General features: G+C 73.0%; 16 protein-coding genes. 6 read left to right on the top strand and 10 right to left on the bottom strand.

The window, feature by feature from the left end; genetic code table 11:
• Nucleotides 1-26 precede the first annotated feature (26 nt).
• The 5 genes from aceE to AB0424_RS05490 form a co-directional block, all read right to left on the bottom strand.
• Nucleotides 27-2,732, bottom strand: a complete 2,706-nt coding sequence (aceE, locus tag AB0424_RS05510; RefSeq protein WP_366302449.1) for a pyruvate dehydrogenase (acetyl-transferring), homodimeric type — start codon at nucleotides 2,730-2,732, stop codon at nucleotides 27-29.
• 335 nt (nucleotides 2,733-3,067) lie between these two features.
• On the bottom strand, nucleotides 3,068-3,691 hold the full coding sequence (locus AB0424_RS05505; RefSeq protein ID WP_366302448.1) for a GntR family transcriptional regulator: 624 nt from the start codon (nucleotides 3,689-3,691) through the stop codon (nucleotides 3,068-3,070).
• Between the two features lie 189 nt (nucleotides 3,692-3,880).
• Nucleotides 3,881-5,662: a 2-oxoglutarate dehydrogenase, E2 component, dihydrolipoamide succinyltransferase gene (sucB, locus tag AB0424_RS05500; protein WP_366302447.1), complete on the bottom strand. Its 1,782-nt coding sequence runs from the start codon at nucleotides 5,660-5,662 to the stop codon at nucleotides 3,881-3,883.
• Between the two features lie 62 nt (nucleotides 5,663-5,724).
• Nucleotides 5,725-7,113: a dihydrolipoyl dehydrogenase gene (gene lpdA / locus AB0424_RS05495; protein WP_366302446.1), complete on the bottom strand. Its 1,389-nt coding sequence runs from the start codon at nucleotides 7,111-7,113 to the stop codon at nucleotides 5,725-5,727.
• A gap of 291 nt (nucleotides 7,114-7,404) precedes the next feature.
• The gene (locus AB0424_RS05490) at nucleotides 7,405-8,913 is read right to left on the bottom strand and encodes a leucyl aminopeptidase (protein WP_366302445.1); all 1,509 of its coding nucleotides are present in this window, start codon (nucleotides 8,911-8,913) and stop codon (nucleotides 7,405-7,407) included.
• A gap of 394 nt (nucleotides 8,914-9,307) precedes the next feature.
• On the opposite strand from AB0424_RS05490, the gene AB0424_RS05485 reads away from it, so the two are divergent.
• The 5 genes from AB0424_RS05485 to AB0424_RS05465 are packed head-to-tail and all read left to right on the top strand — an operon-like array spanning nucleotide 9,308 to nucleotide 15,735.
• The gene (locus AB0424_RS05485; RefSeq protein WP_366302675.1) at nucleotides 9,308-11,284 is read left to right on the top strand and encodes a hypothetical protein; all 1,977 of its coding nucleotides are present in this window, start codon (nucleotides 9,308-9,310) and stop codon (nucleotides 11,282-11,284) included.
• Between the two features lie 25 nt (nucleotides 11,285-11,309).
• Nucleotides 11,310-12,854, top strand: coding sequence for a GT4 family glycosyltransferase PelF (pelF, locus tag AB0424_RS05480; protein WP_366302444.1), 1,545 nt, complete (start codon nucleotides 11,310-11,312; stop codon nucleotides 12,852-12,854).
• Complete coding sequence (locus AB0424_RS05475) at nucleotides 12,851-14,299, top strand: hypothetical protein (RefSeq protein ID WP_366302443.1); 1,449 nt, start codon at nucleotides 12,851-12,853, stop codon at nucleotides 14,297-14,299. The genes pelF and AB0424_RS05475 overlap by 4 nt, the downstream gene beginning before the upstream one ends.
• A 9-nt stretch (nucleotides 14,300-14,308) precedes the next feature.
• Entirely contained in the window at nucleotides 14,309-14,929 is a 621-nt protein-coding gene (locus tag AB0424_RS05470; RefSeq protein ID WP_366302442.1) for a spherulation-specific family 4 protein, read from the top strand.
• Nucleotides 14,926-15,735 (top strand): endo alpha-1,4 polygalactosaminidase, encoded by an 810-nt coding sequence (locus AB0424_RS05465; protein ID WP_366302441.1) that lies wholly within the window; start codon nucleotides 14,926-14,928, stop codon nucleotides 15,733-15,735. The genes AB0424_RS05470 and AB0424_RS05465 overlap by 4 nt, the downstream gene beginning before the upstream one ends.
• Before the next feature lie 27 nt (nucleotides 15,736-15,762).
• On the opposite strand, the gene AB0424_RS05460 is transcribed toward AB0424_RS05465, so the two are convergent.
• The gene (locus AB0424_RS05460) at nucleotides 15,763-16,953 is read right to left on the bottom strand and encodes a hypothetical protein (RefSeq protein ID WP_366302440.1); all 1,191 of its coding nucleotides are present in this window, start codon (nucleotides 16,951-16,953) and stop codon (nucleotides 15,763-15,765) included.
• A 56-nt stretch (nucleotides 16,954-17,009) separates the two neighbouring features.
• Nucleotides 17,010-17,816 (bottom strand): adenosylcobinamide-GDP ribazoletransferase, encoded by an 807-nt coding sequence (locus tag AB0424_RS05455; RefSeq protein ID WP_366302439.1) that lies wholly within the window; start codon nucleotides 17,814-17,816, stop codon nucleotides 17,010-17,012.
• A 25-nt stretch (nucleotides 17,817-17,841) separates the two neighbouring features.
• Here AB0424_RS05455 and AB0424_RS05450 point away from each other — a divergent pair, with 25 nt between their 5' ends.
• Nucleotides 17,842-18,606, top strand: a complete 765-nt coding sequence (locus AB0424_RS05450) for a hypothetical protein (protein ID WP_366302438.1) — start codon at nucleotides 17,842-17,844, stop codon at nucleotides 18,604-18,606.
• On the opposite strand, the gene AB0424_RS05445 is transcribed toward AB0424_RS05450, so the two are convergent.
• The 3 genes from AB0424_RS05445 to cobT all read right to left on the bottom strand — a co-directional run bounded on the left by AB0424_RS05445 (nucleotide 18,554) and on the right by cobT (nucleotide 22,189).
• On the bottom strand, nucleotides 18,554-19,255 hold the full coding sequence (locus AB0424_RS05445; RefSeq protein ID WP_366302437.1) for a hypothetical protein: 702 nt from the start codon (nucleotides 19,253-19,255) through the stop codon (nucleotides 18,554-18,556). The genes AB0424_RS05450 and AB0424_RS05445 overlap by 53 nt on opposite strands.
• Nucleotides 19,252-21,015, bottom strand: coding sequence for a phosphatidylglycerol lysyltransferase domain-containing protein (locus tag AB0424_RS05440; protein ID WP_366302436.1), 1,764 nt, complete (start codon nucleotides 21,013-21,015; stop codon nucleotides 19,252-19,254). Before AB0424_RS05440 ends, AB0424_RS05445 begins: the two co-directional genes overlap by 4 nt.
• Before the next feature lie 100 nt (nucleotides 21,016-21,115).
• Complete coding sequence (gene cobT / locus AB0424_RS05435; RefSeq protein WP_366302435.1) at nucleotides 21,116-22,189, bottom strand: nicotinate-nucleotide--dimethylbenzimidazole phosphoribosyltransferase; 1,074 nt, start codon at nucleotides 22,187-22,189, stop codon at nucleotides 21,116-21,118.
• Between the last annotated feature and the right edge of the window lie 52 nt (nucleotides 22,190-22,241).

The raw sequence follows: 22,241 nt of genomic DNA, 5'->3' as shown, positions 1-22,241 counted from the left end.
CACCGGGGCCTCGGCGGCCCACCGGCCTACAGGCCGTAGCGCTCGCGCGCCTCCTTCACGGCCGTCGCGCGGACCGCGCCGCGGCGGGCCAGCTGCGCGAGGGCGGCGACGACGATCGACTGGGGGTCGACGCCGAAGTGGCGGCGTGCCGCGTCACGGGTGTCCGAGAGGCCGAAGCCGTCGGCGCCCAGCGAGGACCAGTCCTGCTCGACCCACTGCGCGATCTGGTCGGGGACCTGGCGCATGTAGTCGGAGACGGCGAGGACCGGCGAGTCGACGCCCTCCAGGGCCGTGCGGATGTACGGCACCTGCTCCTCGCCGCGCAGGAGGGCCGCGTCGGCCTCCAGTGCGTCGCGGCGCAGCTCCGTCCAGGAGGTCGCGGACCACACGTCGGCGGCCACGCCCCACTCGGCGGCGAGCAGCTTCTGCGCCTCCAGGGCCCAGTGGATGGCCGTACCGGAGGAGAGCAGCTGGATGCGCGAGGCGTTCGCCGGCACGTCGAGACCGGCGGACTCGGCCGTGTTGAAGCGGTAGAGACCCTTGACGATGCCCTCGTCGATCCCGGCGGGCTTGGCCGGCTGCGGCATCGGCTCGTTGTAGACCGTGAGGTAGTAGAAGACGTTCTGGTCCTCGCCCTCGGCGGCCTCGCCGTACATCCGGCGCAGACCCTCCTTGACGATGGCCGCGACCTCGTAGGCGAACGCCGGGTCGTAGGTGAGCGCCGCCGGGTTGGTGGCCGCGATCACCGGCGAGTGGCCGTCGGCGTGCTGGAGGCCCTCACCGGTCAGGGTGGTGCGTCCGGCGGTGGCGCCGACGAGGAAGCCGCGGCCGAGCTGGTCGCCGAGCTGCCACATCTGGTCGGCGGTCCGCTGCCAGCCGAACATCGAGTAGAAGATGTAGAACGGGATCATCGCCTCACCGTGCGTGGAGTACGCGGTGGACGCGGCGATGAAGTCGGCCATCGAACCGGCCTCGGTGATCCCCTCGTTGAGGATCTGGCCGTTCTTGGCCTCCTTGTAGTACATCAGCTGGTCGCGGTCGACCGGCTCGTACGTCTGGCCCTTCGGCGAGTAGATGCCGAGCGACGGGAAGAGCGACTCCATACCGAAGGTACGGGCCTCGTCCGGGACGATCGGGACCCAGCGCTTGCCGGTCTCCTTGTCGCGGACCAGGTCCTTGACGAGGCGGACGAACGCCATCGTCGTGGCCATCGACTGCGAGCCGGAGCCCTTGTCGAACGCGGCGAACGACTTGTCGGCCGGGGCCGGCAGCGGCGCCAGCGCGTGGGTGCGGCGGGCCGGGGCCGGACCGCCGAGCGCCGCGCGGCGCTCCTGGAGGTAGCGGACCTCGGGGGCGTCGGCTCCGGGGTGGCCGTAGGGCACCTGGCCGTCGACGAACTGCGAGTCGGAGATCGGCAGTTCGAGGAGGTCACGCATGTTCTTGAACTCGTCGGTCGTGAGCTTCTTCATCTGGTGGTTCGCGTTCTTCGACGCGAAGCCCTCACCGAGGGTGAAGCCCTTGACGGTCTGCGCGAGGATGACCGTCGGCGCGCCCTTGAACTCCACGGCGGCCTTGTACGCGGCGTAGACCTTGCGGGGCTCGTGGCCGCCGCGGGAGAGGTGGAAGCACTCCAGGATCTTGTCGTCGCTCAGCAGCTGCGCCATCGCGACGAGCGCCGGGTCCTTGCCGAAGAAGTCCTGGCGGATGTAGGCGGCGTCGCGGGTCTGGTACGTCTGGACCTGCGCGTCCGGCACCTCGCGGAGGCGGCGGACGAGGGCGCCGGTGGTGTCGAGCGCGAACAGCTCGTCCCAGGCGTTGCCCCACAGCGACTTCACGACGTTCCAGCCGGCGCCGCGGAACTGGGCCTCCAGCTCCTGCACGATCTTGAAGTTGGCGCGGACCGGGCCGTCGAGGCGCTGCAGGTTGCAGTTGACGACGAAGGTCAGGTTGTCCAGGCCCTCGCGGGCGGCCAGTGCGAGTGCCGCCGTGGCCTCGGGCTCGTCCATCTCGCCGTCGCCGAGGAACGCCCACACGTGGGACGCGGAGACGTCCTTGATGGAGCGGTTCGTCAGGTAGCGGTTGAAGCGCGCCTGGTAGATCGCGGAGAGCGGGCCCAGGCCCATGGAGACGGTGGGGAACTCCCACAGCCAGGGCAGCCGGCGCGGGTGCGGGTAGGACGGCAGGCCGTCGCCGCCGGACTCCTGGCGGAACTTGTCGAGGTGCGCCTCGGTGAGGCGGCCGTCGAGGAAGGCGCGGGCGTAGATGCCGGGGGAGGCGTGGCCCTGGATGAAGAGCTGGTCGCCGGAACCGTCGGCTTCCTTGCCCTGGAAGAAGTGGTTGAAGCCGGTCTCGTAGAGCCAGGCCGCCGACGCGAAGGTGGCGATGTGGCCGCCGACTCCGTACTTGGAACCGCGGGTGACCATCGCGGCCGCGTTCCAGCGGTTCCACGCGGTGATCCTCCGCTCCATCTCCTCGTCGCCGCCCGCGGCGCCGATGGAGGGCTCCGCGGAGGTGGGGATGGTGTTGACGTAGTCGGTCTCCAGCAGCTTGGGCAGGGCCAGGCCCGCGCCCTCGGCGTGCTGGAGCGTGCGGCGCATCAGGTAGGCGGCCCGGTGAGGGCCGGCGGCCTTGGTGACGGCGTCCAGGGAGGCCGCCCATTCGGCGGTCTCCTCGGTGTCACGGTCCGGGAGCTGGTCGAGCTCACTCGGAATCTTGCCTACGGGATCGGTCATGATCGCCGCCTTCCGGACAGGTGGGGTGGAGATGGCCTTGTCTGGCAGGACAGGGCGAAGGGCCGGGTGTGGCCCGCCGAAGACTGTAAACCGACGATCGATGATCGATCAAAGGGTTGAAGGGGAAAACCTCTTCAGATCGAGAAAGTCGGCACAGGGTGCCAGGCAAAAGGGCACCCGGTGCCTCGGTTTCGGGCCGTTTTCGCAGGTCGGACCGACTTTCTGAGGAGGTGCACGCACGAATGAGCGGGCCCGTTCAAGCGGGCCCGTTCAAGTGCGCAGCGCCGGACGGCAGCCGTCCGGCGCGATGCGCGAAAGGTGTGGGACGGGAGAAGTCAGGCGCGCGGCGCGCAGCCGAGGACGTGCGCCTTCACCAGCGCGCCGATGTTCGGGTCGCCCCGGCGGAACGCCTCCACCAGCTCCTGGTGCTCCTCGGCGTACGACTTCTGGACCGTGCCGAGCCAGCGGATCGACAGGGCCGTGAAGACCTCGATGCCGAGCGTCTCCCAGGTGTGCAGCAGGACGGCGTTGCCCGCCGCCTTCACCAGCTCCCGGTGGAAGGCCACCGTGTGCCGCACCTGGGCCGTCCCGTCGGACGTCGCGTCCGCCTCGTACAGCGCCGAGACGTGCGGCTCCAGGGCCGAGCAGTCCGCCGCGAGCCGGCCCGCCGCCAGTTCGGCCGCGATCTGCTCCAGACCGGCCCGCACCGGGTAACTCTCCTCCAGGTCCGCGGCGGTGAGATTGCGGACCCGTACGCCCTTGTTGGGCGCCGACTCGATCAGCCGCAGCGACTCCAGCTCGCGCAGCGCCTCGCGGACCGGGGTCTGGCTGACCTCCAGCTCGGTGGCGATCCGGCGCTCCACGATCCGCTCGCCCGGCTTCCAGCGGCCGCTGACGATCCCCTCCACGATGTGCTCGCGGATCTGTTCGCGCAGCGAGTGGACGACGGGGACGGTCATGAAGGCTCCTCGGGGAGTGTTGACCCTTAGACAATACGGCGGCGCCCCCGTCCGGAAACACTTCCGGACGGGGGCGCCGCAGGTGAGGCTCGTTACGTTGCAGGCCGGCGGACGGCCCTCACACGGCCTCCACGGGGCCCGTGCGGGCCCCGTGTCGCCTCGTCGGCCGAAGCCTCGGAGGCCGAAGCCTCAGAGGCCGAGGTCGACCTCGAACTCGCCGGCCTCCAGGATCGCCTTGACGGCCGTCAGGTAACGGGCGGCGTCCGCGCCGTCCACCAGACGGTGGTCGTAGGAGAGCGCGACGTACGTCATGTCGCGGATCGCGATCGTCTCACCCAGGTCCGGGTGGTCGATGACGACCGGACGGCGCACGGTGGCGCCGATGCCCAGGATGGCGACCTGGTTCGGGGGCACGATGATCGTGTCGAACAGCGCGCCGCGCGAACCGGTGTTGGAGATGGTGAAGGTCGCACCGGCCAGGTCGTCCGGCGTGATCTTGCTGGCGCGCACGGCGCCGGCCAGCTCCGCGGTCTTCTTCGAGATGCCGGCGATGTTGAGGTCGCCCGCACCCTTGATGACCGGGGTCATCAGACCCTTCTCGGAGTCCACCGCGATACCGATGTTCTCGGTGTCGAAGTAGGTGATCGTGCCCTCGTCCTCGTTGATCCGGGCGTTGATGACCGGGAACGCCTTCAGCGCCTGGGCCGCCGCCTTCACGAAGAACGGCATCGGGGAGAGCTTGACGCCCTCACGGGCGGCGAAGGCGTCCTTGGCACGGGCGCGCAGCTTCATCAGCTTGGTGATGTCGACCTCGACGACCGAGGTCAGCTGGGCCTGGCCGTGCAGCGCCTTCATCATGTTGTCGCCGATGACCTTGCGCATGCGGGTCATCTTGACGGTCTGACCGCGCAGCGGGGAGACCTCCAGGGCCGGGGCCTTCGCGGCGGCGGCCGGAGCGGCGGCGGCGACGGGGGCCGGAGCGGCCTTCTTGGCCTCGGCGGCCGCGAGGACGTCCTGCTTGCGGATGCGACCGCCGACGCCCGAGCCCTTGACGGCCGCCAGGTCGACACCGTTCTCGGTGGCGAGCTTGCGGACCAGCGGGGTCACGTACGCGCCGTCCTCGGCCGGAGCCGCGGCGGGGGCGGCCGGAACCGGCGTCACGACGGCCGGAGCGATCGACGGGGCGGCGGGGGCGACCGGGGCCGGAGCGGCCACGGGAGCGGCGGGCGCCACCGGGGCCGGGGCGGGGGCCGGAGCGGCCGGGGCCGGAGCCGGAGCGGCCGGAGCGGCCGGAGCCGCGGCGGGGGCGGCCGGGGCCGGAGCCGCGGCGGGGGCCGGAGCGGCACCCGCGGCACCGATGACGGCCAGCTTCGCGCCGACCTCGGCGGACTCGTCCTCGGCGACGACGATCTCCAGGAGGACGCCGGAGACCGGGGCCGGGATCTCGGTGTCGACCTTGTCCGTGGAGACCTCGAGCAGCGGCTCGTCGGCCTCGACGGTCTCGCCGACCGACTTCAGCCAGCGGGTGACGGTGCCCTCGGTGACGGACTCGCCCAGCGCGGGCAGCACGACGTCCGTACCGGAGGCGCCACCGGCAGCCGGAGCCTCGGCGGGGGCCTCGGCGACCGGCGCCGGGGCGGCCGGGGCCTCGGCCACGGGGGCCGGAGCGGGCTCGGCGGCCGGGGCCGGAGCGGCCTCGGCGGCGGGGGCCGGAGCCGCGGCGGGGGCGCCCGAGCCGTCGTCGATGATGGCCAGCTCGGCGCCGACCTCGACCGTCTCGTCCTCGGCGACCTTGATGGAGGCCAGGATGCCCGAGGCGGGGGCGGGGATCTCGGTGTCGACCTTGTCGGTCGAGACCTCGAGCAGCGGCTCGTCGGCCTCGACACGCTCACCCTCGGCCTTGAGCCAGCGGGTGACGGTGCCCTCGGTGACGCTCTCGCCGAGCGCCGGCAGGGTTACGGAAACCGACATGGTTTCAGTTGCTCCTAACGAATTGCGGAAAGTGGTCGTCGCGCCCTGTGATGACGTGAGCGTCAGTCGTGGGAGTGCAGAGGCTTGCCGGCCAGGGCCAGGTGGGCCTCGCCGAGCGCCTCGTTCTGCGTCGGGTGGGCGTGGATGAGCTGCGCGACCTCGGCCGGCAGCGCCTCCCAGTTGTAGATCAGCTGTGCTTCGCCGACCTGCTCGCCCATGCGGTCACCGACCATGTGGACGCCGACCACGGCACCGTCCTTGACCTGGACGAGCTTGATCTCGCCCGCGGTCTTGAGGATCTTGCTCTTGCCGTTGCCCGCGAGGTTGTACTTCAGGGCGACGACCTTGTCCGCGCCGTAGATCTCCTTGGCCTTGGCCTCGGTGATGCCGACGGAGGCGACCTCGGGGTGGCAGTACGTCACCCGGGGCACGCCGTCGTAGTCGATCGGGACGGCCTTCAGGCCGGCCAGGCGCTCCGCGACGAGGATGCCCTCGGCGAAGCCGACGTGCGCGAGCTGGAGCGTCGGGACGAGGTCGCCCACGGCCGAGATCGTCGGCACGTTGGTGCGCATGTACTCGTCGACCAGGACGTAGCCGCGGTCCATCGCGACGCCCTGCTCCTCGTAGCCCAGACCGGCGGAGACCGGGCCGCGGCCGATGGCGACCAGGAGCACCTCGGCCTCGAAGGTCTTGCCGTCGGCCAGGGTGACCTTGACGCCGCTGTCGGTGTACTCGGCGGACTGGAAGAAGGTGCCGAGGTTGAACTTGATGCCGCGCTTGCGGAAAGCGCGCTCAAGAAGCTTCGAGCTGTTCTCGTCCTCGACGGGGACGAGGTGCTTCATGCCCTCGATGACCGTGACGTCGGTGCCGAAGGACTTCCACGCGGAGGCGAACTCGACGCCGATGACGCCGCCGCCCAGGATGATCGCGGACTCCGGGACCCGGTCCAGGGTCAGCGCGTGGTCCGAGGTGATGATCCGGTTGCCGTCGATCTCCAGGCCGGGGAGCGACTTCGGCACGGAGCCGGTGGCGAGGAGGACGTGACGGCCCTCGACGCGACGGCCGTCGACGTCGACGGAGGTCGGGGAGGACAGGTGGCCGGTGCCCTCGATGTAGGTCACCTTGCGGGAGGCGACGAGACCCTGCAGACCCTTGTACAGGCCCGAGATCACGTCGTCCTTGTACTTGTGGACACCCTTGATGTCGATGCCCTCGAAGGAGGCCCTGACACCGAACTGCTCCGCCTCGCGCGCCTGGTCGGCGACCTCGCCGGCGTGGAGCAGGGCCTTCGTCGGGATGCAGCCGTTGTGCAGGCAGGTGCCGCCGAGCTTGTTCTTCTCGATCAGTGCGACGTCCAGGCCCAGCTGCGCTCCGCGCAGCGCCGCGGCGTAACCGCCGCTACCGCCGCCGAGGATCACTAGGTCGAAAACGGTGCTGGCGTCGTTCGCCACGTCACGTCCTCCATGCATGTGCGCTCGTCGCCGGTCTTCGATGACCGGGCGGCGGCTGGTGTTCGGCCGCTTTATTTCGGCCCTGTGGTGGGGGCCCTGTCCTGCCGAGAACCCATCTTCGCACTTGTTGACGGCTGACGGGACGCGGGGCCGTGCTCTGAGACGGCCGATCGTCCTTACGGAGGGATCGCCGCGGCGTGTGAAGCCACGGATTCCGTCGTGGGGACCACCGGCCCGGGCAGGGGGACGGCCCCGGGCGGTAAGCCCGGGGCCGTCCCCCTCGCGGGGCGGTCAGAGCTCGCCGGCCGCCGTGCGCTCGGCCAGCCGCACCAGGGTGCGCACCGAGGAGCCGGTGCCGCCCTTGGGGGTGTAGCCGTACGGGGCGCCCTCGTGGAAGGCGGGGCCCGCGATGTCCAGGTGGGCCCAGGCGATGCCCTCGCCCACGAACTCCTGGAGGAAGAGACCGGCGACCAGGCCGCCGCCCATCCGGACGCCCATGTTGGCCATGTCGGCGGTGGGGGAGTCCATGGTCTTGCGCAGGTCCGCGGGGAGCGGCATCGGCCAGGACTGCTCGCCGACCTCCTCGGCGATCTCGTGGATCGCGGTCCGGTAGTCGTCGTCGTTGGCCATGATGCCGAAGGTGCGGTCGCCGAGCGCCAGGACCATCGCTCCGGTCAGGGTCGCCACGTCGACGATCGCGTCCGGGTGCTCCTCGGAGGCGCGGGTCAGCGCGTCGGCGAGGACGAGCCGGCCCTCGGCGTCGGTGTTCAGGACCTCGACGGTCTTGCCGCTGTACATGCGCAGGACGTCACCCGGGCGGGTGGCGGAGCCCGACGGCATGTTCTCCGCGAGGGCGAGCCAGCCGGTGACGTTGACCTCGAGGCCGAGGCGGGCCGCGGCGACGACGGTGGAGAACACGGCGGCGGCGCCGCTCATGTCGCACTTCATCGTCTCGTTGTGGCCGGCCGGCTTCAGGGAGATGCCGCCCGAGTCGTAGGTGATGCCCTTGCCGACCAGGGCGAGGGTCTTCTCCGCCTTCGGGTGGGTGTAGGCGATCCGGACCAGCCGCGGCGGGTTCACGGAACCGACGCCGACGCCGAGGATGCCGCCGTAGCCGCCCTTGGCGAGCGCCTTCTCGTCGAGGACCTGGACCTTGAGGCCGTGCTCCTTGCCGGCGGCCTGGGCGGCGGCGGCGAAGGCGGCCGGGGTCAGGTCGTTCGGCGGCATGTTGATCAGATCGCGGGCGCGGTTGATCTCCTCGGCCACGGCCTGGGCGCGCTCCGCGGCGGCCTTGAACGCCTTGTCGCGGGGCTTGGCGCCGAGCAGGGCCACCTCGGCGAGGGGCTTCTTCGCGTCCTTGCCGGTCTCCTGGTACGCGGTGTAGGCGTACGCGCCGAGCAGGGCGCCCTCGGCGATGGCGGAGGCGTCCTCGGGCGAGGCGATCGGCAGCGCGAACGCGGCCTTCTTCGAGCCGGTCAGGACGCGGGCGGCGGTGCCGGCGGCGCGGCGCAGGGTCTCCGCGCCGAAGGACTCGCCGTCCTCGGGGGCCGCGCCCAGACCGACGGCCAGGACGACGGGGGCCTTGAGACCGGCGGGGGCGGGCAGCTTCGTCGCCTCACCCTCGGCACCCGAGGCGCCCAGGGTCTCCAGGACGGCGGCGAGCCGGCCGTCGAAGGCCGTGTCGACGGCCTCGGCGCCCGGGGCGACGACGAGCGCCTTGCCGGACTTCGCGACGCCGACGACGAGGACGTCGGCGCGCAGCGTCGCCGCGCCGGCAGTGCTGAGAGTGAGAGCAGTCACGGTGGTGAAATCTCGCTTCCATTGAGTTCTGTGGCGGTCGAGGGATGGGCCGACCGTGCCCGCCGCATCGTATTTCGGCCCGGAGAGCGCCGAGAACGAGCCTACGCTCGCTCGCCCGGTTCGCTCACGGCGGCGTTGGTTCACTCATCCGTGGTGTCTCTTTCATGTTTACCGTTTCGGCCTCCACGTCCCCGCCACACTCGCCTCAATCGCGCAAGGACGACACACCGTCCTTCGCCTCATCTGCGACATCTCCACGGGTCCCGCCTGTCCGGCCGGCGCCCGTCGAGGGGGGACACCAGCCTTGGACTCCGACCGAATCCGTACGCCCGAAACCGCGCCCCGCACCGCCCGGCTCGCGGTCCTGGCGGCCGCCGCGCTCCTCGCGACCGTCATGCCGTCGGCGCAGGCGGCGACCGCCCCGGTGCCCCGGATCGACCTCACCGTCCTCGTCGTCGACGACGGCGGGAGCGCCGTCGAGGCGATCGCCGACGAGCTGAAGGGTTCCGGCGTCCCGTTCCGCAGGATCGACCTCGACGACCCGAACCGGCCGGTCCTCGACGCGGCCTTCCTCAGCGACACCGTCGACGGCCGCCCCCGCGCCAAGTACCAGGGCGTCGTCCTGCCCCACGAGAGCGCCTTCGGCCCCGACTCCGCCGAGCACACCGCCCTCCTGAGTTACGAGAAGACCTTCGGCATCCCGCAGGTCGACGCCTCCACCTGGTCCCATCCCGGCGTCGGCCTCGACTACACGGACGCGGGCGGCTACGCCGGCGTCCTCGACGGAGCCACCGCCGGGGTCACCGCCGCCGGACGGGCCGGCCCCTTCCGCTACCTGGCCGGGGCGCTCGCCTTCGAGGACAACGACGCCTCCGTCGCCGAGAGCTACGGCTACGCGGGCCGCCCCAGGGCCGGCTACACCAGCTACCTCGACATGCCCGTCGACGGCGGCGGCCGGGCCAGCCTTGTCGGCGAGTACGCCGCCGACGGGCGCCGCGAACTCGTCGTCACCTTCGCCTACAACCGCTACCAGCGGCAGTTCCGGGCACTGGCCCGCGGCATCGTCGACTGGCTCACCCAGGGCGTCCACCTCGGCCAGAGCCGCAACTACCTCTCCGTCCACGTCGACGACGTCTTCGCCCCCGACGCCCGCTGGGACACCGCCCGCAACTGCACCCCCGGCGACTTCGACTGCGTCGGCGACGACGGCGAGGGCGCCGACCCGATCCGCATGACGGTCGCCGACGCGCAGTACGCCGCCGCCTGGCAGAAGGCGTCCGGCTTCACCCTCGACATGGTCTACAACGGCGGCCAGGGCGAGCAGTGGAAGACCGAGCACGGCGGCACCGACCCGCTCACCGACCGGCTGGTCGCCGACCGCGCCCAGTACCGCTGGATCAACCACACCTACACGCACCCCTTCCTCGGCTGCGTCCAGGACAACACCGTCGTCCCCTGGCGGTGCGCCCAGGACACCGCGGGGAACACCCTGTGGGTCGGCCGCTCCGAGCTCTCCGCCCAGATCCGCGACAACCACAACTGGGCCGTGGCCAAGGGCATCCCCGTCGACCGGAGCGAACTCGTCACCGGCGAGCACTCCGGGCTCAGGACCCTGCCCCAGCAGCCCGTCGACAACCCCCACCTGGCCGGCGCCCTCGCCGACAACGGGGTGAAGTGGACCGGCAGCGACAACTCCCGCGAGCCGCAGCAGCGGGCCGTCGGCACCGGCTCCGGCGCCGCGAAGACCGTGCCCCGCCACCCCATGAACGTGTACTACAACGTGGGCACCGCCGCCGAGATGACCGACGAGTACAACTGGATCTACACCTCCCGCGCCGACGGCGGCAGCGGCATCTGCGAGTCCGACCCGGCCTCCACCTGCCTGCCCGCCCCCCTCGACACCGCCACCGGCTACGCCGCGCGGATCGTCCCGCAGGAGGCGCGCACCGCCCTCTCCCACGTGATGGCCAACGACCCCCGCCCGCACTACGTGCACCAGTCCAACCTCGCCGAGGAACGGCTCCTCTACCCCGTCCTCGACCGCGTACTGGCCGACTACCGCGCCCTGTTCGCCCCCTCCGCGCCCCTGGTCAACCCCGCCCAGCGGGACGCCGGCGCCGAGCTGACCCGCCGCGCCGCCTGGGACCAGGCCCTCGCCGCCGGCAAGGTCACCGCCTACCGGATCGGCACCGCGGTCACCGTCAAGGCCCCCTCCGGCGTCGCCGTGCCCCTCACCGCCCCCGAGGGCACCCGCAAGCGCCTCGTCCTCGGCACCGCCGCCTTCGGCTCGCCCTACGCCGGCACCCGCTCCGCCTGGACCGCGCCCGAACCGCTCCAGACCACCGTCACCCTCACGCTCCCGAGCGCCTGACCAGCACGTTCCGGGGGGAACGCACATGTCGAGCCGTGGCCGCCACGTCACCATGCTCACCGAAGGCACCTATCCGCATGTCCACGGAGGCGTCAGCACCTGGTGCGACCAGCTCGTCCGCGGCATGCCCGAGGTCGACTTCGAGATCCTCGCCCTCACCGGCAGCGGCCGCGAACCCGTCACCTGGGAGCTGCCGTCCAACGTCACCCGGCACACCGCGTACCCCCTCTGGGGACTTCCGCAGGGGCCGGCGCCCGTCCGCGCGCGCCGGCCCCTGCGAGGGCGCGAACGCCGGGCCTTCCTCGACGCGTACGAAGGACTCCTGCTCGCCCTCCTCGACCCCGAGGCGGGCCGCGACTTCGGCGCGAGCCTGTATGCGCTGGCCGCCCTCGCCCGGCAGGGGCGGCTGACCGCCGCCCTGCGCTCCGAACCGGCCCTGCGCTCCCTCATGTGGATCTGGACCATGCCGCACCTGCCGACGGTCGCGGCCGGGCCCACCGTCCACGACGCCCTCACCGCCACCGACCTCCTGGAACACGCCCTGCGGCCGCTCGCCGCCCGGATAGCCGACGGCAGCGTGGCCCACGCCGTCTCCAGCGGTCTCGCCACCCTGCCCGCACTCGCCGCGCAGCACTTCGAAGGGGTGCCCTTCCTGCTCACCGAACACGGCATCTACCTCCGCGAGCGCTACCTCGGCTACCGCACCGAGGCCCAACGCTGGCCCGTCAAGGCCCTGATGCTCGGCTTCTACCGCGAACTCAACACCCTCGGGTACCGCAAGGCCGACCTCATCACCCCCTGCAACCAGTACAACCGGCGCTGGGAGGAGCGCGGCGGCGCCCCCGTCGAACGCATCCGCACCGTCTACAACGGCGTCGACCCGGCCCTCTTCCCCGAGGCCGGGCCCGAACCCGAGACGCCCACCCTCAGCTGGTGCGGCCGCGTCGACCCCATCAAGGACCTGGAGACCCTGGTCCGGGCGTACGCGATCTGCCGCGCCGAACTCCCCGAGCTGCGGCTGCGGTTGTTCGGCCCCGTCCCGGCCGGCAACGAGGACTACCGCACCCGCCTGGAGAAGCTCGCCGCCGAACTGGGCGTCGCCGACGGGGTGTCCTTCGAGGGACGGGTCTCCGACGTCCCCGCCGCCTACGCGGCCGGCAGCGTCGTCATGCTCTCCTCCATCAGCGAGGGGTTCCCCTTCTCCCTCATCGAGGCCATGTCCTGCGGCCGCGCCACCGTCTCCACGGACGTCGGCGGCGTCCGCGAGGCCGTCGGCGAGACCGGCATCGTCGTCCCGCCCCGCGAACCGGCCGTCATGGCCGCCGCCGTCACCGCCCTCCTGCGGGACGGGGCCCGGCGCGCCGAACTCGGCCGCCGGGCACGGCAGCGGGTCGTCGACCGGTTCACCCTCAACCGCTCCGTGGACGGCTTCCGCCAGATCTACCTCGAACTGGGCGGCGCCCGTCCGGCGCGCCCGGTCCCCGCCGTCGCCCCCGTCCCGCTCCGCCTCAGCATCCCGTCCCCCCGTCGCACCTCCCCGACCCTCGTCCCCGGAGGCACCCCGGTATGAGCGGCTCCCTCTGGCTGAAGCCTCCGGCCACCGGCCCCGCCACCCTTCCCGCGATCCCGCGGCCCCGCCGCGAGCGGCCGGCGGCCCGCGCCACACCCCCGGCCCCCGCCGCCGTCGCCCTCGCGGACGACCCGATGGACGAACTCGCCGAACGGCTGGACGGGTTCGTCGCCGCGGCCGTGCACCCCGACGAGATCGCCGCGATCCTCGAGTCCGACGGGATGACCGACGACCACATCCGGCTCACCTACGGCCGGGCCGACTCCTTCACCCTCGCCGAGGACCTCTACGCGCGCGTGGAGCGGCGCCACCCCGAACCGGAGGCACGGTCCGGCGGCGTCTGGCTCAGCGGGCTCGCCGGCTGTCTGCTGCGCGGTCTCGTCTTCGCGCTGCCGGGCCTGGCGTACGTCCTGGCCGCGCCGCTCCTCGCCGGGGGGCACGGCCGGGCCGGGCTCCCCCCGGGGACGGTCCCGCTCCTCGCCGGCGCGGTCACCGGCTGGGTGTGGAACCAGGCGCTGTCGCACCGCGCGTACACCTGGCTCGGGCTCGGGGACCGGCCCGCCGCCGCCCGCGCCCTGCTCGTCGGCGCCCCCGCCGGCGCACTGGCCGGGACGGCCGTCGCGTACGCCGCCGCCGGGCCCGGCGAGGCCGCGGCCGCCGTGTTCGCCGCCGGCCAGTCGCTCTACCTCGCCGCCGCGACCGTCCTGCTGGTCCTCGGCCGCGAACGGGCCCTGATCGCCGCCCTGTCGCCGCTCGCCGGTGCGCTCCCCGCGTTCCGCTGGGACCTCCCCGACCCGCTCCGGGCCGGCCTCCTCCTCGCCTCGCTCGCCGCGTCCGTCGGCTGCGCCGCGCTCGTGCTCGGGCCGGGCACGGCCCGCGGCGCCGCCGGCCGCGGCGGGCCACCGCGCGCGGTCTCCCTCCCGTACGGCCTGTTCGGCCTCGGCAGCGGGCTGCTCGTCCTCCGGGCCGGCGTCGGCGACAGCCTGGTCGGCGGGGTGGGGGCGGTGATGGCGCTCACCCTGTCCATGGGGCCGGCCGAGTGGCTGCTGCACCGCTTCCGGGACGAGAGCCTGACCCGGCTGCGGACCCTCACCACCGCCCGCGCGTTCCGCCGGGCGGTCACCGGGACCCTCGTCCTCTGCCTCGGCGGGTACCTCACCGTCCTCCTCGGCCTCACCCTCGCGGCCGCCCTGGTGTGGCCCGGCGCGCCCTGGCCGGCGCTCCCGCACCTGACGGGCCTGCTCCTGATCGGCACCGTCCTCTGGCTGGGGCTGCTGCTCCAGGCGTTCGGCTCGGTGGTCAGCGCGGCGACCGTCTGCCTGCTCGCGGCGGCGGCCCAGACGGCGGTGCCGGCGGCCGGACCGGTGGCGGCCGGGGGAGCGGCGGCGCTGCTGACCGTCCTCAGCTGTGTTCTGCTGGTACGACCGACCGTCCACCGCGTCTAGGGGGAGACCGTGACGACTCGCTCCCTGCTGGTGCCGTACTACGAGCACCCCGCCGAACGCCCCGAGGAGTGGGCCGCGCTCGTCGCCGCGGCCCCCTCCCTCTACGGGGTGGTCCTCAACCCGGCGAGCGGCGCCGGCCAGGCGCCCGACCCGGCGTTCATCGACGCCGCCGGGCAGCTGCGGGCCGCCGGGGTGCGGGTCCTCGGCTACGTCGACACCGCCTACGCCCGCCGCCCGCACATCGAGGTCGTCACCGAGCTGCTCCGGCACCGCGACTGGTACGGCGCCGACGGGGCCTTCCTCGACCAGGTGACGACCGCTCCCGACTCCCTCGCCCACTACCGGCGGATCGCGGTGGCGGCACGGGCCGCCGGTGCCGCCACCCTCGTCTTCAACCACGGCGCCCACCCGGACCCCGGCTACGAGGCCCAGGCCGACCTCCTCGTCACCTTCGAGGGCCCCTGGGACACGTACCGGACGCTCGACCTGCCGGTCGCCGCCCACTACTGCCACCTCGTCTACGCGGCCCCGCCCGGGGTCAGCCCGGCCACCCCGGTGCACTGCGCCGTCCCCGGCGCGGGTGCGCACCCCTGGGGCACCCTTCCGCATCTCCTGGAGCCCGCCCGATGAGACCCGCCCGCCCGAAGCGGCGCCTCCTTCCCCTGCTCGCGGGGCTGCTGCTGCTCGCCACCGCCTGCACGTCGGCCCCCGGCCAGGACGACGCCAAGACCGCGGACGACCGCTGGCGGCCGAAGCCCGGCCTCGCCTGGCAGTGGCAGCTCAGCGGCCGCCTCGATCCGTCCGTCGACGTGCCCGTGTACGACATCGACGGCTTCGACCACCCCGCGGCCACCGTGAAGGACCTGCACGCGCGCGGGCGGAAGGTCATCTGCTACCTCTCCACCGGCGCCTGGGAGGACTTCCGGCCGGACGCGGCGACGTTCCCCCGGTCGCTCCTCGGCAAGGGCAACGGCTGGGAGGGCGAGCGCTGGCTCGACATCCGCCGCACCGACCTCCTCGAACCCCTCATGGCGGCCCGCCTCGACATGTGCCGCGACAAGGGCTTCGACGCCGTCGAGCCCGACAACATGGACGGCTACCGCAACACCACGGGCTTCCCCCTGACCGCCGCCGACCAGCTCCGCTACAACCGGCTGATCGCCCGCCTCGCCCACGACCGCGGCCTCGCCGTCGGCCTCAAGAACGACCTGGACCAGATCCCCGGGCTCCTCGCCGACTTCGACTTCGCGGTCAACGAGCAGTGCGCCGAGTACGACGAGTGCGGCCGCCTCGCCCCCTTCGTCGCGGCGGGCAAGGCGGTCTTCCACGTCGAGTACGAGCTGGCGCCCTCCCGGTTCTGCGCCCAGGCCCGGAAACTGGGCCTCAGCTCGATGCGCAAGCGCTACGAGCTGGGGGTGTGGCGCCAGGCGTGCTGACCGTCCCCTCCCGGCCGGGCGAACGGGTCAGGCGGTCGAGCGTCGGGCGGTGACCGTGTAGCAGGTGGCGCGGCCCGAACCCCGGTCCGACCACTCGTCCCGGGTCGACCAGGTGTACCAGTGGGAGCCGCCCGTGGACCGCCCGCACGCCCGCTCGGCCCGGTCCATGGCCTCCTCGGCGCCGGGGTAGGCACCGCGGAGCGGGTGCTGTCCGAGCACCTTCCCGTCGTGGGGGCCGGCGCAGGACACACGGATCACCAGGCGGCTGTGCCGCATGCCGGTGTTGAAGTCCATGCACTCCCCGGCCGCGAGGTCGTAGCTGAGGCGGACGGTGTCGGCGGCGTCCAGGACCCGGCCGTCGGGGGCGGCCGGGACCGCCGGCTTCGGCGCGCCGAAGCGGCCGAGGGTCAGGTCGGCGCGGAGCGTGGTCACCCCGGCGAGCAGGCTCTCCTCCTCGTGGGAGAGCAGCGAGGAGAGGTCGGCCCGGGCGCGGACGATCCGGCCCTCGCGGTCGACGTCCACCGTGACCGGTACCGGCGGGCTCGACGCCGTCGCGTACAGGGGGCGGGGGACGAACTCCGTGCGCAGGTCGTACGGGAAGAGGTCCAGGGCCGTGCCGAGCGCGATGTCGGCCCGGTAGGACCGGCCGCCGTCGGCCGTCGGCCGCCCGGCGGCGGGCCGTACGCCGCTCAGCACCTCCAGGAGCGTGCCGCCGATCGCGCCCTCGGTGCCCCGCAGATGGCTGATCGAGTCGATGCCCCACAGCGGCTTGATGTCGCCCTCGTACCGGAGCCAGTAGCCGGCGGACTCGGCGCGGTAGTGGATGACGTGGGTGTCCACGGTGTAGCGGCCGGCGGCGTCGCCGGTGGCACGGCCGGGCAGGGTGCCCAGGAGGGTCTCCCGGGCCGCCTCGGGGAATCCGGGGGTGAGGCTCCAGCGGTGCGCCGCCTCGCCCCGCGAGCCCGCGAAGTCCAGCCGCCCGGTGACGTCCTGGACGGCCGTGTCCTTGCCCGCGCCGAAGGTGACGGTCTGCCGGAAGTCGGCGCCGCCGGTCTCCTGGCTGTGCCGCAGGGCGAGGTTGACCTGCCGGGCCAGTGGCTCGGAGAAGACCGGGTGGGGCGCGGTGCCCTTGCTCGCGGTGTCACCGCCGCCGCACGCGGCGAGCGACAGGACCGCGGCCGCGAGCACGGCGGAGGTACGGACGAGATGTCTGATCACGGTGCCAAGACCGGGCGGGGGAGCGGAAGGTTGCCCTCCCCCCGGTCACGGATCGGTCACCCCAGGGTCAGCGCGGCCAGGGCCACCGTCGCCGCCGTCTCCTCGACCGCGCCGAACACGTCGCCCGTCACGCCGCCGAACCTGCGTACGCAGCGGCGCAGCAGCAGGGCCGCCGCGCCGAGGGCGGCGCCGGCCGCGAGCACGTTGCGGACCGCGTCGAGGGGGGAGGAGAGGAGTCCGGCCCCGGCGGCGGCGACCAGGACGGCGGCGGTGGTGAGGGTCGCGGAGCGGACCGGGACGGTCTCGGCGACGATCGCCCCGAGGCCCTCGGGGCGGGCCGCGGGGACGCCGATGCGGGAGGCGTGGGTGAGGGCGAGGCGGGCGACGGTGGCGGCGAGCGCGGCGCCGACCGTGCCGTGCGCCCAGCTCTCCTCGTACAGCCGGTGGAGCGCGGCGACCTGGGCGAGCAGGACGAGGACGATGGAGATGACGCCGAACGGCCCGATGTCCGACTGCTTCATGATGCGCAGCGCGTCCTCGGCCGGCTTGGCACTGCCGAGCCCGTCCGCGGTGTCGGCGAGGCCGTCGAGGTGAAGGCCGCGGGTGAGCACGGCGGGGACGGCGGTGGTGGCGACGGCGGCGAGCAGCGGGCCGGAACCGAGCAGCAGGAACGTTCCGCCGAACGCGGCCGCGGAGACGCCGACGACCAGTCCGGCCACCGGGGCGCAGAGCATGCCGGCGCGCGCCGCGTCCCGGTCCCAGCGGGTGATGCGGGCGGGGAACACCGTGAGGGTGCCGAAGGCGAAACGCAGGCCGTCCATCCGGGCAGGGTAATCGCCGCCCTCGAACGGTAGATTGCGCATATCGCGCAAATCGGAACGGGGTGGCATGGGTCACTGGTTCTCCCGCAACTTCGTCGAGCCGGGCAAGGTCCCGATGCTGCTCGCTCTGACCTCCTTCGTCCTGACATTCCTGGTCACCCGCACCGTCACCCGGCTCATCCGGGCGGGGAAGGGGCCCTTCCGGAACGTCTCCTCCGGAGGGCTCCACATCCATCACGTCGTGCCCGGCGTCGTCCTCACGGTCATCGGCGGATTCGGCGCGGTGGCCAGCGACCGGCACGGTCTGGGAGCGGCCGTCTTCGCGGTCGTCTTCGGGGTCGGCGCCGGACTCGTCCTGGACGAGTTCGCGCTCATCCTGCACCTGGACGACGTCTACTGGACGGACGAGGGCCGTCAGAGCGTCGAGGTGGTCGTCCTCACCGCCGCGCTCGTCGGACTCGCGCTCAGCGGCTTCTCACCGCTGGGCGTCAACGACATGACGGCGGACGAGCGCCAGGACCGGGCCAGCTTCATCCTGACGCTCGTGCTCAACTTCGGCCTGGTCCTGGTCACCCTGGTGAAGGGGAAGGTCCGGCTGGCGGTGATCGGGACCCTGATCCCGTTCGTGGCGATCGTCGGCGCCGTCCGGCTGGCCCGCCCCGGCTCCTGGTGGTCGCGGCACCTCTACGCGCGCCGCCACAAGGCCAGGGCCCGCTCCGCGCTCCGCGCGTACCGCCACGACAAGCGCTGGACCAAGGTCCGGCGCCGGTTCCAGGACGTCATCGGCGGCTTCCAGGAGCGGGTGCCGGGACGGGGCGCGCCGCCCTCCTGACCCGCTCGCGCCGCGCCTGGACCGCGATCAGGACGAGGACGGCGGCGATCGCCGCGAGGTGCTCCTTGCCCGCCAGGTTCGGCTTGACGATCACCTCGACCACCATCGCCACCACGACGGCCGCGCCCGTCCACCGGGCCCCGTACCGCCAGCAGACGTAGACGGCGAGGCCCACCACGGCCGCCGAGGGGCCGGTGTCCACCACCCGCGCGTCGGAGGCGGGCAGCCCGAACGGGCTGTCCGGTCCGATCGCGATGCCCACGCGCGCGTAGAGCGTGCCGGCCAGCGTCGCCAGGTAGGCGACGCCGAGCGTCCGCCACCGGCCGATGCAGATCTCGGCGATCCCGAAGACCAGCAGCACCTGGGCGAGGGCGCCCCAGACGGGCAGGTCGAGCGCGGGGACGAAGAGCGAGAGCGGGGTCCGCAGCAGCGCGAGCCACACCGGGTCCTCGGCGCGCACGAATCCGATGTCCTGGACCGGCCGGTACCCCCAGTCCTGGTTCTGGACGACCTGGAACACGGCGGTGAGGCAGACGGCCGCCAGCGTCATCGGCACCGCCCGCCACCGCGCGGTCGCCAGCCGGGTCCGCAGGGTGGTGGACAGCGGCCCCCACTCGCGGCGGGCGAAGTCCTTCAGGCGCTCGTTCAACGACCGCTCGCCAGATGTCTGCGGTGCATCCACCTGGGCAGGCCGGGGGCCTCCAGGAAGCCCTCGGCCCGCCCGGCCGCGAGGCCGATGCGCAGCAGGTCCGCACTCTTCTCGAAGAGCATGTATCGGGGCTCCCAGATCGGTCGGTACTTGGCGTTGGCGCGGTACAGCGACTCGATCTGCCACCAGCGGGAGAAGAAGCTGAGCAGGGAACGCCACATGCGCAGCACGGGTCCCGCCCCGAGCTTCGAGCCACGTTCGAAGACGGAGCGGAACATGGCGAAGTTCAGCGAGACCTGAGTGATCCCGATCTCCTTGGCGCGCTGGAGGAGTTCGATGACCATGAACTCCATCAGGCCGTTCTCCGACTCCCGGTCACGGCGCATCAGGTCGAGCGAGAGCCCCTTCGGGCCCCAGGGGACGAAGGACAGCACCGCCCGCAGCTCGCCCTGGTCGTCGGTGCACTCCAGCATCACGCAGCGGCCGTCGCACGGATCGCCGAGCCGGCCGAGCGCCATCGAGAAGCCCCGCTCGGTGGCCCCGTCCCGCCAGTCGTCGGCCTTGCGCAGCAGTTCGGCCATCTCGTCGGCCGGGATGTCCTCGTGGCGCCGGATCCGGACCTCGTACCCGGCCCGCTTGACCCGGTTGTACGCCTGCCGGACGGTGCGCATCGCCCGGCCGTCCAGGGTGAACTCGTCGGTCTCCACGATCGCCTCGTCGCCCAGCTCCAGGGCGTCCATGCCGTGCCGGGCGTAGACGGTGCCGGCCTCCTCGCTCGCCCCCATCACCGCCGGGATCCAGCCGTGCGCGCGGGCCTCGGCGAGCCAGGGCTCGATGGCCCCGGGCCATGCCTCGGGGTCGCCGATCGGGTCGCCGGAGGCGAGGGAGACCCCGCCCACCACCCGGTAGGTGACGGCGGCCTTCTCGCTCGGCGACCACACGACGCTCTTCTCGCGGCGCAGCGCGAAGTAGCCCAGCGAGTCGCGGTCCCCCTGCTTGTCCAGCAGGGCCCGAAGGCGCTCCTCGTCCTCCTCGGTCAGCGGGTCGGTGGCCCGCCGGGAGCGGAAGGCCGCGAACAGCACGGCGAACAGGAGCAGCGTGGACAGGACGTTGATGGTGACGTCGACCCAGCCCGGGGTGGAGATGTTCGGCAGGCGCGAGTCGTCGGCGGCCAGGGTGATCAGCCGCATCACGCCGTACCGCCAGCGCTCCAGGAAGGTGGAGTGGGCGGTGGCCGTGTTGGTGACGGTGACCAGGACGGCGGCGAGCAGCGAGGTGACGAGCAGACCCCCGACCGCCACGGCCGCGGCGAGCAGCGGGTTGGAGCGGTCGCCCTTCGCGTAGAACTCCTTGCGGCCCAGCAGCAGCGCCACCACGAAGGCTGCGGTCAGCGCGAGCGAGACCCAGTTCTGCGCGTGCCCGCGGATCTCCGGGAAGATCATCACCAGTGCGAAGAGCAGCAGGAACAGCCCGCCGAGGACCATGTTGAGGATCCACGCCGCCCGCTTGCGCCGCCGCATGGTGATCGCCAGGAAGAGGGTGAAGACCCCCGAGGCGAAGCCCGCGGTGAGCATGTACGGAGTGAAGTAGTCGTCCTCGTTGTGCCGTCGAAGGTCCTGCCCGAAGGAGACCCAGACGGCGCTCAGGAAATTGATGAACGTGACGACGCGCAGGTACCAGACGGCGAACGCGGCGCTGCGCCGCGAGCGGACGGTGCTGCCCCGGGGCGCTGCTTCGGTGGACAAACGGACCTCTCCCATGAAAAGCGATCATATGGGGCACCGCTTCCCCTGCCGAGACGCCGGGGCGGCCACGCGTGCGTGGCGCGCGGCCGCCCCGGAGCAGGTCGGTCCGTCTTCCTCAGTGCTCCTCGTCCGCCGCGCCCGACCCGGCCGGATCCGGACGCTCGGGCAGCTCCGCGGCGAACGCGGCCGCGGCCCGGACGAGGGGAAGTGCGAGCAGGGCACCGGTTCCCTCACCCACATGGACGCCGTGGTCGAGCAGGGGGTTGAGTGCCATCCGGTCCAGCGCCTTCGTCTGCGCGGGCTCACCGCTGACCTGCCCCGCCAGCCACCAGTCCGGCGCCCGGAACGCCGCCCGCTGCGCCACCAGCGCGCAGGCCGCGCCCACCACACCGTCCAGGATCACCGGCATCCGCCGCACCGACGCCTGGAGCAGGAAACCGGTCATCGCCGCCAGGTCCGCCCCGCCGACCGCGGCCAGCAGCTCCAGCTGGTCGCCCAGGACCGGCCGGGCCCGCCGCAGCGCGTCGCGGATCGCCGCGCACTTGCGCATCCACGCCAGGTCGTCGATCCCCGCGCCGCCGCGGCCCGTCACCACCGAGGCGTCCGTCCCGCACAGGGCCGCGATCAGCGTCGAGGCCGCCGTCGTCCCGCCGACGCTCAGGTCGCCGAGCACCACCAGGTCGGTGCCCGAGTCCGCCTCCTCGTCGGCGATCGCGATGCCGAGCCGGACCGCCGCCTCGGTCTCCTCCGCCGTCAGCGCGTTCTCCACGTCGATCCGGCCGCTGCCGCGCCGAACCCGGTGGCGCACCACCTCGGCGGGCAGCAGCTCCGGCTCGCAGTCCAGACCGGCGTCCACGACCCGCACCGGCACGTCCATCGAGCGGGCGAGCACGGCCAGTGGGCTCGCCCCGTCCAGGACCGCCCGCACCAGCTCGTGCGCGGTCCCCGCGGCGCGCCCGGAGACGTCGAGCGAGGCCACCCCGTGGTCGCCCGCGAAGAGCACCACCCGCGGCTGCTCGATCGCCCGCACCTTGACCGTCGCCTGCGCCGCCGCCAGCCACTCGCCCAGCTCGTCCAGGCGTCCCAGCGCGCCGGGCGGCACGCTCAGCCGCTCCCGGCGCTCCTCGGCGTCACGCCGGATCCCGCCGTCGGGGCGCTCGATCAGATCGGAGAAGTCGTCCAGGTTCACGGGTGTCCGCCTCGGGGCAATCAGCTGGGGCCAGGCCGGTGGCCATCGGTGA

This window comes from Streptomyces sp. NPDC051180 (assembly GCF_040689545.1).
In the GTDB taxonomy this organism is placed as follows: domain Bacteria; phylum Actinomycetota; class Actinomycetes; order Streptomycetales; family Streptomycetaceae; genus Streptomyces.
This window is presented reverse-complemented; position numbering and strand designations above follow the sequence as displayed.